We start from the raw sequence: 12,079 nt of genomic DNA, 5'->3' as shown, positions 1-12,079 counted from the left end.
TCCCGCTTTGACCCGGTACAGGATTTTTCGTGAACGAGACCACGCCAGCCGCTGCCGCCACTGACAGCCCCTCCAGCGCCCGGCCGCAACAGGGGGAAATGCCCTTCGCCGTGGTGCTTGGCAAGGCGATGACCGAGCTGCCGAAGGACCTGTACATCCCGCCGCAGGCGCTGGAGGTATTCCTCGAGGCCTTCGAAGGGCCGCTGGATCTGCTGCTCTACCTGATCCGGCGCCAGAACCTCGATATCCTGGAAATCGACGTTTCCGAAATTACCGAGCAGTACATGCGCTATGTCGAACTCATGGACGCCATGCAGTTCGAACTCGCCGCCGAATATCTGCTGATGGCAGCCCTGCTGGCGGAAATCAAATCGCGCATGTTGTTGCCGCGAGCAGTGGACGTCGAGGACGACGAGGAAGACCCCCGCGCCCAGCTGATCCGCCGCTTGCAGGAGTACGAGCGCTTCAAGAAGGCCGCAGAGGACATCGAGGAGCTGCCCCGGCTGGAGCGTGACACCTGGGTGGGCAGCGCCGAGCCACCGGATCTCGACCGCGCCCGCCCCGACCCGGAAGTGGACATGCGGGAGTTGCTGCTGGCACTCAGCGAAGTGTTGCGGCGCGCCGACATGTTCGAAAGCCACCATATCCAGCGTGAGGCGCTATCCACGCGCGAGCGCATGTCCGAGGTGCTGGAAAAGCTCTCGGGACGTCAGTTCGTACCCTTTGTCTCGCTGTTTTCCGCCCGCGAGGGCCGGCTGGGTGTGGTGGTCACCTTTCTCGCCGTGATGGAGCTGATCAAGGAGGCGCTGGTGGAGATTGTGCAAACCGAAAATTTCGGCCCCATTCACGTCAAGGCGAGGTCCGAATAATGTCCGATTCGGCATCCATGCTGGTACAGGTCATCGAAGGGGCGCTACTGGCTGCCGGTCGCGCACTGACCGTGGCGCAGCTCGGTGAGCTGTTTGAAGACGGTGAGCGTCCCTCCGCGGCTGATATTCGCGAGGCGCTGGGCGTGGTCAGCGAGCGCTGTGAAGACCGCGGTTTCGAGCTCTGTGAGGTCGCCAGCGGTTTTCGCTTTCAGGTGCGGCAGTCGTTGAGCCCCTGGGTGGCTCGCCTGTGGCAGGAACGGCCCCAGAAATATTCGCGGGCGCTGCTGGAAACACTGGCGCTGATTGCCTACCGACAACCCATTACCCGCGGCGAAATCGAAGAGATTCGCGGCGTGGCAGTGAGTTCAAACATCATCAAGACCCTGCACGAGCGCGACTGGATTCGAGTCGTCGGTCATCGCGATGTGCCCGGTCGTCCCGCCATGTACGCCACGACGCGGCAATTTCTGGATTACTTCAACCTGAAAAACCTGGATCAGTTACCCGCACTGGCGGAAATTCGCGACCTTGAGACGCTGAACGCGGAACTCGGTTTCAATGAGCCGCTGGCGCCTGCCGCCAATGACGCAGCACAGACCGGCGACGAGCCCGATGCAGCGGCCACATCGCCAGCGACCCTGCTGGACGGGGAGCCGTCAGCGGCCGACCACGGCGGTCATGCGGGCGATGCCGCCGATGCAGCCGACGATGATGATGAAGCGTCAGCAGGGCCCGGTGTGCAGGGGAGCGGACAATGAGCCGTCGTCGTCTTTCACCCGCCGATGACGCAAGTGCGCCCGCGGCTGCGGAAACCGTGAGTGGCGAAAAGCTGCAGAAAGTCTTGGCTCGCACGGGCCTCGGTTCGCGGCGTGAAATGGAGCGCTGGATCGAAGAGGGCCGCGTGGAAGTCGAAGGGCGCCGCGCCTCACTGGGCGACCGGGTGTCCGGGCGCGACCGCATCAGCATCGATGGCAAGCCACTCGAGGCGGCCCCCGCGGAGCAGACGCGCTGTATTATCTACCACAAGCCCACCGGTGAAGTGTGCAGCCGCAAGGACCCGCAGGGCCGGCGCACGGTGTTCGAGCGGCTGCCAAAGCTGAAGTCCGGCCGCTGGATTTCCATTGGCCGTCTTGATTTCAACACCTCCGGGCTGTTGCTCTTCACCACCGATGGTGAGCTGGCGAATGCGTTGATGCACCCGTCCTCGAACATTGAGCGGGAGTACATGGTGCGCGTGATGGGCGCCGTGGACGAAGATATTCTCCAGCGCCTGCTCGATGGCGTCATGCTCGATGACGGCGCGGCGCGTTTCACGGACATTCAGGATGGTGGTGGCGATGGCATCAACCACTGGTATTACGTGGTGTTGATGGAAGGCCGCAACCGCGAGGTGCGACGCCTGTGGGAGTCCCAGGGCTTGACCGTGTCGCGCTTGAAGCGGGTGCGCTACGGCAATGTATTCATTCCGTCACGCGTCAAACAGGGCCAGTGGACCGAGCTGGAGACCAAGGAAGTCAAGGGTCTGTACGACCTGGCGCGCCTGCCGGTAAAACAGGTGAAGCGTTCCACCATCAAAGAAAAGGAAGTGATGGAGAGGCAGTTCGGCAAACGCAAGGCGCCCGCGGCAACGGCCGGCCGCAAGCCACCCCGGCGGCCGCACAAGAAGCGCTAGCGTTTCCAGTCGGCCTTCATCCCTGCGCGTTGAAGGCCTCGCCCGTTCTCCCGGCACTGTCGTCGCTCATCAGGTACAGATACAACGGCATGATGGCTTCCGGGGAGGGGTTGGTGGTCGGCGCCTCCGCCGGGTAGGCCGTGCGGCGCATGGCGGTATTGGTGGCGCCCGGGTTCAGGCTGTTTACCCTCACTCGCGACGTGTTCTCCAGTTCGTCCGCCAGCACCTGCATAAAACCTTCCGTGGCAAACTTGGATACGGCATAGGCGCCCCAGTAGGCGCGCCCGCGCCGTCCCACGCCGGATGACGTCATGACGATGGCAGCCTGCGGGGCCTGCTCCAGCAGCGGTAACAGCGCCCGGGTCAGCAGGAACTGGGCGTTAACATTCACTTGCATCACCTCAGCCCAGGCAGCCCAGGAGGCGTTCGCCACCGGGCGCCGTTCGCCCAGAACGCTGGCGTTGTGCAGCAGGCCGTCCAGGCGGCCGAAGGTGCCTTCAATGGCGCTTGCCAGGCCCGCGTAGTCGTCTTCCCCCGCAGTGGACAGGTCCAGTGGAAACAGCGCCGGTTGTGGGCCGCCGGCGCGCTCAATGGCATCGTAAACCGCTTCCAGCTTCTCCTGTGTGCGCCCGAGCAAAATGACGGTCGCGCCGTGGTCGGCAAAGCATTCCGCCGCGGCACGCCCGATGCCGTCACCGGCACCGGTCACGAGCAGGGTCTTGCCGGCCAGCAGGTTGGGCGCAGGGGTGTAGTCGTCGGGTAGTCCGGGGCAGTTCATGTGCGTTCCTCAAGCGGGTAGGGGGTGCCGAGTAGCAGGGGGGCGAGATCCTCGCTGTGGCGAACACTCGCGTCGGCCCCCCACAGGGTGGGGTTGTCGCCCGCTTCAATATAGCCATAGAGTGCTGCCACGGTGTACATGCCGGCGCGCCGGCCCGCCTCGATGTCGCGTAGGTGGTCGCCAATATATATGGCCTGCTCGGGCAGGCAGCCGAGTTCTGCACAGTTGCGCAGCAGCGCTTCGGGGTGAGGCTTGCGCTCGCGCACATCATCCGGACACACCAGGCTGCCGATAGTCGGTTGGATGGCCAGGCGCTCCATCAGCGGTGCGGCGAAGGCGCGAGGTTTGTTGGTGGATACACCCCAGGCGATGCCTCGTTCCGCCAGTGCAGCGAGCAGCGCGGGAATGCCGGGGTAGGGCTGGGCGGTGCTGCCGAGAACCTCGCCATACAGGGTCAGCAGGCGCTGTCGCTGGGTTTCGAAATGTGGCTCTGTTTCCTGTGTACCCAGGGCGAGGGTGACCAGCGCCCGCGCCCCGTTGGAGACACTGGCGGCGATGAGCGCGGCTTCCAGTGGCGGCAGTCCGTATTCAGCGCGCAGCGCCTGCACGACCACCACGAATTCACTGGCTGTGTCGACCAGGGTGCCGTCAAGATCAAACAGCACCGCACGCAGCCCTTCCAGTGGTGGTGGCCTCACAGGGTGTCCGGTTTGCTGGCCCGCAGCATGTAGTTGACCGAGACATCGCGCTCGTGGAGCCGATACTGGCGGGTCAGTGGATTGTAGAGCAGCCCGGTCATCCCTTCGACACGCAGGCCCGCGGCGCGTACCCAGGCCGCGAGCTCGGAGGGCTTGATGAATTTGCTGTATTCATGCGTGCCTGCCGGCAGCAGTTTCAGCAGGTATTCCGCGCCGACAATGGCGAATGCAAATGCCTTCGGGTTGCGGTTGATGGTGGAAAAATAGAGGCTGCCGCCGGGTGCTGCGAGCTCGGCGCAGGCCGCGACCACGGCCGCCGGATCGGGCACGTGTTCCAGCATCTCCAGGCAGCAAACCACGTGGTAATGGGCGGGCTGCTCGACAGCCAGTTCCTCGGCGGTCGCCTGGCGGTAATCGACGTCAACCCCGGACTCAAGCTGGTGAATGCGCGCCACGGCAAGTGGTGCTTCCCCCATATCGATGCCGGTGACGGTGGCGCCGCGTTGCGCCATGGATTCCGCCAGTATGCCGCCGCCGCAGCCGACATCAACCAGGCGCTGCCCGGCAACCGGCGAATGCTCGTCGATATAATTGGCGCGCAACGGGTTGATGTCGTGCAGGGGTTTGAACTCGCTGTTGCGGTCCCACCAGCGCGAGGCCAGTGCCTCGAATTTGGCGATTTCCTGAGGGTCTACGTTGGCACGTGCGGTCATTGCTGTGTTCCCGTGATGCGTTGTTGCCAGTATTCGGTATGCGCAGTAATGGCGGCCAGGTCAACGCCCTGCAGCTCGCGCTCGCGCAGGCGCAGTTGCCCGCCGATCCAGCTGTGCGTGACCTGGCTGCCGTTGCAGGCGTACACGAGTTGTGAAACCGGGTTGTAGACTGGCTGGGTTTCGGGGCCGCTCAAATCCACGGCGATCAGGTCGGCGAGTTTGCCGGTCTCCAGGCTGCCGATCTGCTCATCCAGGCCCAGGGCCCGGGCGCCGCCCAGGGTGGCCATATACAGCGCCTGGGTTGCCGACAGGGCGCTGGCATCACTGCTGGTCAACTTGGCGAGCAGGGCGGCGCTGCGCATCTCTCCGAAGAGGTTCAGGCCGTTGTTGCTGGCGGCGCTGTCGGTACCCAGCGCCACATTGACACCCGCGGCCAGCAACCGCGCGACCGGGCAGGCGCCGGAGGCCAGCTTCATGTTGGATTGCGGGCAGTGCACCACATGTGCGCCGGTCTCAGCGAGCAACGCAATATCCTGCTCCCCGAGGTCGGTCATGTGTACACATTGGGTTTTTGGCCCCAGCAGTCCCAGCCGGTGCAGGCTGTCCAGCGGGCGTTCGCCGTGTGCCTCCACAGCCTGCAATACCTCACCGCGTGTTTCGTGCAGGTGGATCTGGATGCTGGCGTCCAGCTCCGCTGCCAGCATGGCCACTTTGGCGAGATTTGGGTGACTTACGGTATAGGGGGCATGCGGTCCAAAACCCACACTGATCAGACGGCTGTGTTTGACCGCATCACGCAGGGCCAGCCCTTTGCTGATGTAGTCGTCCGCATCGCGCGCCCAGGCCGTGGGGAAGTCCAGCACGGGAAAGCTGATCTGGCAGCGCATGCCCATGCGCTGCGCAACGCGCGCGCAGGCGTCCGGGTAGAAGTACATATCCGAAAACGTGGTGGTGCCGGCGCGCAGCATCTCGGTAATGGCCAGAGCAACCCCGTCGGCGACAAACTCATCGCTCACATGCCGGCCCTCGACGGGCCAGATATGCTGCTCCAGCCAGGGCATGAGTGACAGGTCGTCGGCATAGCCGCGCAGCAGGCTCATGGCGGCGTGCCCGTGCGCGTTGATCAACCCCGGCAGCAGGACGTGATTGGGCAGCTCGAACACCTCGGCAGCCTGCAACTTTGCGCTCTCGGCACGAGGCATCACAGCGACGATCTGTTCGCCGCGAATGGCCAGGCTGTGGTTGCGGAGTATCTGCCCGGCGGGTGCCACGGGGATAATCCAGCCGGGATGTAGCAGGGTGTCGACTGTCTCGGCGGGCGTGTTCATGAGGCCTCAATCGGGGACTTCTGGTCCGGGGTTGGCGGTTCCAGCCCCGTGGGGTTGCACCGTCGCTTGCATTCATCCGCCAGTATAACCGGAAATCGCCAAATGCCGCCCAAACGGCCGCTATAATCCGCAAAAACATGGCGGCAATCCGGCTTCTCCCGTATAATTCGGGGTTTGTGTCGCGCGTTTGCCGAGGCCCCTTGCCAGGGCTGTCAGCGCGGCCTGAGTTCGTCCCGGTGCCGTGCCGTGATGGCTCCCCGCAGTCATACAAGGAAGCTTTAGTACATGGGTGAATTAGCCAAGGAAATTCTTCCCGTCAATATCGAGGACGAGCTCAAGCAGTCGTACCTCGATTACGCGATGAGCGTGATTGTCGGGCGGGCCCTGCCCGATGTGCGCGATGGCCTGAAACCGGTTCACCGGCGGGTGCTGTTCGCCATGAACGAGCTCAACAACGACTGGAACAAGGGCTACAAGAAGTCCGCCCGTGTGGTCGGTGACGTTATCGGTAAGTACCACCCCCACGGTGACTCAGCGGTCTACGACACCATTGTACGTATGGCCCAGCCTTTCTCCATGCGTTACATGCTGGTCGATGGACAGGGCAACTTCGGTTCGGTGGATGGCGACTCCGCCGCCGCCATGCGCTACACCGAAATCCGCATGCGCAAGATCTCCCATGCCATGCTGGCTGATCTGGACAAGGAAACCGTCGATTTCGTCGACAACTACGACGGCACCGAACGCATCCCGGTCGTGTTGCCCACCAAAGTCCCCACGCTGCTCATCAATGGCTCCTCGGGTATTGCCGTGGGCATGGCCACCAATATTCCGCCGCACAACCTGCGTGAAGTGGTGGGCGGCTGTCTGGCGCTGATGGCCAACCCGGATATTACCGTGGATGAATTGATGGAGTTCATCCCCGGGCCGGATTTCCCCACCGGCGGCATCATCAATGGCCGTGCCGGCATTATTCAGGCCTACCGCACGGGGCGCGGACGCATTTACGTGCGTGCCAAAGCGGAGGTGATTCACGAGGAGAAAAAGGGCCGGGATGTCATCATCATCCACGAAATCCCCTACCAGTTGAACAAGGCGCGCCTCATTGAGCGCATTGCGGAGCTGGTAAAAGAGAAAAAGATTGAGGGCATTTCCGAGCTGCGCGACGAGTCCGACAAAGACGGCCTGCGCGTGGTTATCGAGCTGCGCCGCGGCGAAATCGGTGATGTGGTGCTGAACAACCTGTACGCGCAAACCCAGCTGCAATCGGTGTTTGGCATCAATATGGTGGCGCTTGTCGATGGCCAGCCACGGGTGCTGAACCTGAAGCAGATCATCGAGGCCTTCATTCGCCACCGGCGTGAAGTGGTCACCCGGCGCACGGTGTACCTGCTGCGCAAGGCCCGTGAGCGCGGCCACACGCTGGAAGGCCTGGCGGTGGCGCTGGCCAACATCGACGCGGTCATCGAGTTGATCAAGGCATCGCCGAGCTCCGCCGAGGCGCGCGAAAAACTGATTGCCCAGGCCTGGGCGCCCGGCGACGTGCTGGCGATGCTGGAGCGCGCCGGTGAGGACGCCTGCCGCCCGGACGAGCTGGAGCCGCAGTACGGCCTGGTTGACGGCCAGTACCACCTGTCGCCGGTACAGGCCCAGGCCATTCTTGACCTCCGCCTGCATCGCCTGACCGGGCTCGAGCATGAAAAACTGCTCAACGAATACGACGAAAAACTGCGGGAAATCGCCGACTACCTGGACATTCTCGCCGACCCGGACCGCCTGAAGCTGGTTATTCGCGAAGAGCTGGAAGAAATCGTCACCGAATTCGGCGATGAGCGGGTCACTGAAATCAGCGCCTCGCAGCACGACCTGACAGTTGAGGACCTCATCACCGAGGAAGACCGGGTGGTGACAATTTCCCACCTGGGGTACGCCAAAACCCAGCCGCTGTCGGATTATCAGGCCCAGCGTCGCGGTGGTACGGGGCGTACCGCCACCTCGGTGAAGGACGAAGACTTCGTTGAACACCTGGTGATTGCCAGCACCCACGCCACGATTCTCTGTTTTACCGATCTGGGCAAGGTCTACTGGCTGAAGGTGTACCAGATTCCGCTGGCCACGCGTAACTCCCGCGGCCGCCCGATGGTCAACCTGTTGCCACTGGAAGCCGGGGAGCGTGTTACCTCTATTCTGCAGGTGAATGAATATACCGAAGGCTGGTTCATCTTCATGGCCACGGCCAACGGCACGGTAAAGAAAACCGCGCTGACGGATTTCTCGCGCCAGCGCAGCGTGGGCTTGCGCGCCCTGGCACTGGATGAGGGTGATGTGCTGGTGGGCACCGCGCTGACCGATGGCAGCTGCGATGTCATGCTGTTCAGCAGCGGCGGCAAGACCGTACGCTTCCGCGAGGACGATGTGCGAGCCATGGGCCGCACGGCGCGCGGTGTGCGCGGTATTCGTCTGGGCGAAGGTCAGCGCCTGATTTCGCTGATCGTGCCGCAGGCGGGCGGGCGCATCCTCACCGTGACCGAAAATGGCTACGGCAAGCGCACTGAGGCCGGCGAATTCCCCACCAAGGGCCGCGGCAACAAGGGCGTGATTGCCATGTCCACCAGCGACCGCAACGGTGCCCTGGTGGGCGCCACCCAGGTGTTCGAGGGCGATGAACTGATGTTGATTTCCAATCAGGGCACTCTGGTGCGCACACGCGCCGATGAAGTGTCACTGTTGGGACGCAATACGCAGGGCGTGCGGGTGATCCGCACCCGCGCCGACGAACATCTGGTCAGCGTGGAGCGGGTAGCCGAGCCAGAGCTGGATGCTGCAGAGGATTCCGGGGAAGACGGCGAGTAAACCGCGCCTTCCCCTCACTTCAAGGAAATGACTGAAATGACGCGCTTGTACAATTTTTGTGCTGGCCCGGCGGCCTTGCCGGAGCCGGTGCTGGAAACCGCCCGCAACGATATGCTGGACTGGCACGGTCGCGGCCTGTCGGTGATGGAAATGAGCCATCGCAGCAGCGAGTTTGTTGGCATCGCTGAGCGGGCCGAGTCCACCCTGCGCAGCCTGCTGTCGATTCCGGACGACTACGCTGTGCTCTTCCTTCAGGGCGGTGCCAGCCTGCAGTTTTCTGCCGTGCCGCTGAACCTGATGCCGGAGGGTGGCGCTGCGGATTACCTGAACACCGGGCAGTGGTCCAAGAAGGCCATCGCCGAAGGCAAACGGTTCGGCACAGTCAACGTGGCGGCCAGCGCGGAAAACACGCATTTCAGCAGCATTCCACCCCGGGACAGCTGGCAGCTGTCGACGGACGCCGCCTATTTTCACTACACGCCCAATGAGACCATTGGCGGCGTGGAGTTTCACTGGGTGCCGGACGTAGAGGCACCGCTGGTGGCGGACATGTCATCGACCATTCTTTCACGGCCGATCGATGTGTCGCGCTTCGGGGTCATTTATGCCGGCGCGCAGAAAAATATCGGCCCGGCTGGCCTCACTCTGGTTATTGTGCGGCGCGATCTGCTGGGCCGTTCCCGCGAGGCCTGCCCGGTCATGCTCGACTGGAAAACCGCCGCTGACAACGATTCCATGTACAACACACCGCCGACGTTTGCACTCTACCTGGCGGGCCTGGTGTTCGACTGGTTGCAGGGTTTGGGCGGGCTTGACGCGATGGCTGAGATCAACCGCCGCAAGGCCGAGAAGCTCTACGCAGCGATCGACGGCAGCGACTTCTATGCCAACCCGGTTGAAGTGCCCAGTCGCTCGCAGATGAACGTGCCTTTTACCCTGGCGGATGCCAGCCTCGACACGCTTTTTCTGCAGCAGTCTCTCGAAGCGGGCCTGCTGAACCTGTCCGGGCATCGCTCCGTGGGCGGGATGCGCGCGAGCATTTACAATGCGGTGCCCGAGGCGGCAGTTGATGCGCTGATCGCTTTCATGCAGGATTTCGCGCAACGCAACGGCTGATATGGCGGCATTCTGATGGCAGATACCAGGGATCTCGACCAGGTCAGGGCGGACATTGACGCCATCGACCGGGAAATCCAGAGTTTGATCCAGCGCCGTGCCCAGTGCGCCCAGCGGGTGGCTGAGATCAAGTTGGAGGAAGTGCTGGCGCTGCGCGAGCGGGGCGAAGTGGCCCCCGAGGTAGTGTATTACCGCCCGGAGCGCGAGGCGCAGGTGCTACAGCGCATTATCGACCGCAACGGCGGGCCTCTGGAGGGCGTCGCGGTTGCGCACATTTTCCGTGAGATCATGTCCGCCTGCCTTGCGCTGGAGCGTCCTCTGCAGGTCGCTTACCTCGGTCCGGAAGGCACCTTTACCCAGGCCGCCGCACTCAAGCATTTTGGCCATGCCGCGCTCTGCGTGCCGCAAAACACCATTGATGGCGTGTTCGCACAAGTGGAATCCGGTGACTGCAACTACGGGGTGGTCCCGGTGGAAAACTCGACCGAGGGCATGGTCAGCCACACGCTGGACAACTTCATGGATTCGCCGCTGAAGATATCCGGCGAAGTCGAGATGCGGATCGTGCATCATCTGCTGGTCGCGCCGGGTACCGCCGAGGCCGAAGTGACGCGGATCTGTGCACATCAGCAGGCGCTCGCCCAGTGTCGGAACTGGCTGGATACGCACTGGCCACGGGCCAAGCGCGAGGCGGTGAGCAGTAACGGTGAGGCGGCCAGGCTGGCGGCGACCACACCCGGGGTTGCGGCGGTGGCGGGCGATATGGCGGCGGAACTCTATCATCTGGACCGCCTTGCCGAGCACATTGAAGACTACCCAGACAACACCACACGCTTTCTTGTGGTGGGCCGCGAGGAAGTGCCGCCCAGTGGCCGGGATAAAACCTCCCTCATCGTTTCCAGTCGCAACAAGCCCGGCGCCCTGTTTACCCTGTTGGACCCCTTTCGCCGCGCCGGCGTGAGCCTCACCCGCATTGATACCCGGCCCTCGCGGACCGAAAAGTGGGCCTATGTGTTCTTCATTGAATTCGAGGGACACATGCAGGACGAGGTTATTCGCGCCATTGTCACCGACCTGGAAGAGCAGTCCATTCTGCTCAAGCCACTGGGCTCCTACCCGCAGGCGGTGCTGTAATCGTGGCGCAGCCGACGGTGGTTGTACTGGGGCTGGGGCTGATCGGCGGTTCGCTGGCTGCGGCGTTGCGCGCCAATGGTTTCGCCGCCTCCTGCATTGGCTGGGGGCATCGCGAGGCATCGCTGCGGCGCGGGGTGGAGCTGGGCGTGATCGACCGCTATACGCTGGACCTGGACGAGGCCGTCGATGCGGCCGATATACTGGTGATTGCCACACCCACCCTGATAGCCGAAGAGATGCTGGAGCGTATCCTCCCGCGGCTGCTTGAGCGGGCCCAGCCGCCGGTGATCACCGATGTCGCCAGCGTCAAGGGCAGCCTGCAGCGCGCCGCTGAGCGTGTGTGGGGCGCCATGCCACCGCGGCTGGTGCTGGGCCACCCTATTGCCGGCTCCGAGCGCAGCGGTGTGGATGCTGCGAACGCCGCGTTGTTTGCAAAGCACCGGGTGATTTTAACGCCGGTAGCGGGGAATGAACCCACCGCGGTGGAGCTGGTAAGTGCCATGTGGGCCAGCACCGGTGCAGAGGTCGTGGAGATGACCGTGGCGGAGCACGATCGGGTACTGGCCGCGACCAGCCATCTGCCTCACGTGCTCGCCTATGCGCTGGTGGATGCACTCGCGAGAAGTGATGCCAGCGATGATGTTTTCCGCTTTGCGGCGGGTGGCTTTCGCGACTTCACCCGCATTGCGTCCAGCGACCCCGTGATGTGGCGGGATATCGCCATTGCCAACCGACCGGCCCTACTGCAGTCTATTGATCTGTTTTCCGCCCACCTTGAGGAACTGCGTGCAGCGATCGAGGCCGGCGAGGGTGATACCCTGCTGCAGACCTTTTCCCGCGCCAAGGCGGCGCGCGATGAATTTGCCGCCCTGTTGGCGGCGCGTGGCCAGACGGCGACCTGAGCCCGAGAACTCCAGA

At 63.3% G+C, this 12,079-nt stretch carries 11 protein-coding genes; 7 read left to right on the top strand and 4 right to left on the bottom strand.

Features of this window, described 5'->3' with window-relative positions; genetic code table 11:
• The first annotated feature begins 29 nt into the window (after nucleotides 1-29).
• Genes EGJ68_RS14340 through rluB form a run of 3 tightly spaced genes read left to right on the top strand, consistent with a single transcriptional unit; the run spans nucleotide 30 to nucleotide 2,541 of the window.
• Complete coding sequence (locus tag EGJ68_RS14340) at nucleotides 30-869, top strand: segregation and condensation protein A (RefSeq protein WP_051229988.1); 840 nt, start codon at nucleotides 30-32, stop codon at nucleotides 867-869.
• A complete protein-coding gene (gene scpB / locus EGJ68_RS14335) occupies nucleotides 869-1,627 on the top strand; it encodes an SMC-Scp complex subunit ScpB (RefSeq protein WP_123035230.1) in 759 nt (252 codons plus the stop codon). Before EGJ68_RS14340 ends, scpB begins: the two co-directional genes overlap by 1 nt.
• On the top strand, nucleotides 1,624-2,541 hold the full coding sequence (gene rluB, locus EGJ68_RS14330; protein WP_123035229.1) for a 23S rRNA pseudouridine(2605) synthase RluB: 918 nt from the start codon (nucleotides 1,624-1,626) through the stop codon (nucleotides 2,539-2,541). Before scpB ends, rluB begins: the two co-directional genes overlap by 4 nt.
• Nucleotides 2,542-2,557: 16 nt before the next feature.
• Here rluB and EGJ68_RS14325 read toward each other — a convergent pair whose 3' ends face one another.
• From EGJ68_RS14325 to EGJ68_RS14310, 4 genes are read right to left on the bottom strand one after another with little or no spacing between them, the layout of a single operon-like run.
• Nucleotides 2,558-3,319, bottom strand: coding sequence for a YciK family oxidoreductase (locus EGJ68_RS14325; RefSeq protein WP_123035228.1), 762 nt, complete (start codon nucleotides 3,317-3,319; stop codon nucleotides 2,558-2,560).
• Nucleotides 3,316-4,017: an HAD family hydrolase gene (locus EGJ68_RS14320; protein WP_233248838.1), complete on the bottom strand. Its 702-nt coding sequence runs from the start codon at nucleotides 4,015-4,017 to the stop codon at nucleotides 3,316-3,318. Before EGJ68_RS14320 ends, EGJ68_RS14325 begins: the two co-directional genes overlap by 4 nt.
• On the bottom strand, nucleotides 4,014-4,730 hold the full coding sequence (gene ubiG, locus EGJ68_RS14315; RefSeq protein ID WP_123035227.1) for a bifunctional 2-polyprenyl-6-hydroxyphenol methylase/3-demethylubiquinol 3-O-methyltransferase UbiG: 717 nt from the start codon (nucleotides 4,728-4,730) through the stop codon (nucleotides 4,014-4,016). Before ubiG ends, EGJ68_RS14320 begins: the two co-directional genes overlap by 4 nt.
• Nucleotides 4,727-6,058 carry a TRZ/ATZ family hydrolase gene (locus tag EGJ68_RS14310; RefSeq protein ID WP_123035226.1) on the bottom strand — a complete coding sequence of 444 codons (1,332 nt, stop codon included), beginning with the start codon at nucleotides 6,056-6,058 and terminating at the stop codon, nucleotides 4,727-4,729. The genes ubiG and EGJ68_RS14310 overlap by 4 nt, the downstream gene beginning before the upstream one ends.
• A 285-nt stretch (nucleotides 6,059-6,343) precedes the next feature.
• On the opposite strand from EGJ68_RS14310, the gene gyrA reads away from it, so the two are divergent.
• Genes gyrA through EGJ68_RS18370 form a run of 4 tightly spaced genes read left to right on the top strand, consistent with a single transcriptional unit; the run spans nucleotide 6,344 to nucleotide 12,063 of the window.
• The gene (gene gyrA / locus EGJ68_RS14305) at nucleotides 6,344-8,911 is read left to right on the top strand and encodes a DNA gyrase subunit A (protein ID WP_123035225.1); all 2,568 of its coding nucleotides are present in this window, start codon (nucleotides 6,344-6,346) and stop codon (nucleotides 8,909-8,911) included.
• 36 nt (nucleotides 8,912-8,947) lie between these two features.
• On the top strand, nucleotides 8,948-10,027 hold the full coding sequence (gene serC, locus EGJ68_RS14300; protein WP_123035224.1) for a 3-phosphoserine/phosphohydroxythreonine transaminase: 1,080 nt from the start codon (nucleotides 8,948-8,950) through the stop codon (nucleotides 10,025-10,027).
• 15 nt (nucleotides 10,028-10,042) lie between these two features.
• On the top strand, nucleotides 10,043-11,161 hold the full coding sequence (pheA, locus tag EGJ68_RS14295) for a prephenate dehydratase (protein ID WP_123035223.1): 1,119 nt from the start codon (nucleotides 10,043-10,045) through the stop codon (nucleotides 11,159-11,161).
• Between the two features lie 2 nt (nucleotides 11,162-11,163).
• On the top strand, nucleotides 11,164-12,063 hold the full coding sequence (locus EGJ68_RS18370; protein ID WP_233248837.1) for a prephenate dehydrogenase/arogenate dehydrogenase family protein: 900 nt from the start codon (nucleotides 11,164-11,166) through the stop codon (nucleotides 12,061-12,063).
• Nucleotides 12,064-12,079: the final 16 nt, after the last annotated feature.

The sequence above is a fragment of the Haliea alexandrii genome (assembly GCF_003719295.1).
GTDB classification, from domain to species: domain Bacteria; phylum Pseudomonadota; class Gammaproteobacteria; order Pseudomonadales; family Halieaceae; genus Haliea; species Haliea alexandrii.
This window is presented reverse-complemented; position numbering and strand designations above follow the sequence as displayed.

What these genes read in the sequence shown, in the direction of transcription:
- scpB (WP_123035230.1), top strand. Translation starts at nt 869, where the DNA reads ATGTCCGATTCGGCATCCATGCTGGTACAGGTCATCGAAGGGGCGCTA.
- rluB (WP_123035229.1), top strand. Translation starts at nt 1,624, where the DNA reads ATGAGCCGTCGTCGTCTTTCACCCGCCGATGACGCAAGTGCGCCCGCG.
- EGJ68_RS14325 (WP_123035228.1), bottom strand. Translation starts at nt 3,319, where the DNA reads ATGAACTGCCCCGGACTACCCGACGACTACACCCCTGCGCCCAACCTG.
- ubiG (WP_123035227.1), bottom strand. Translation starts at nt 4,730, where the DNA reads ATGACCGCACGTGCCAACGTAGACCCTCAGGAAATCGCCAAATTCGAG.
- EGJ68_RS14310 (WP_123035226.1), bottom strand. Translation starts at nt 6,058, where the DNA reads ATGAACACGCCCGCCGAGACAGTCGACACCCTGCTACATCCCGGCTGG.
- gyrA (WP_123035225.1), top strand. Translation starts at nt 6,344, where the DNA reads ATGGGTGAATTAGCCAAGGAAATTCTTCCCGTCAATATCGAGGACGAG.
- serC (WP_123035224.1), top strand. Translation starts at nt 8,948, where the DNA reads ATGACGCGCTTGTACAATTTTTGTGCTGGCCCGGCGGCCTTGCCGGAG.
- pheA (WP_123035223.1), top strand. Translation starts at nt 10,043, where the DNA reads ATGGCAGATACCAGGGATCTCGACCAGGTCAGGGCGGACATTGACGCC.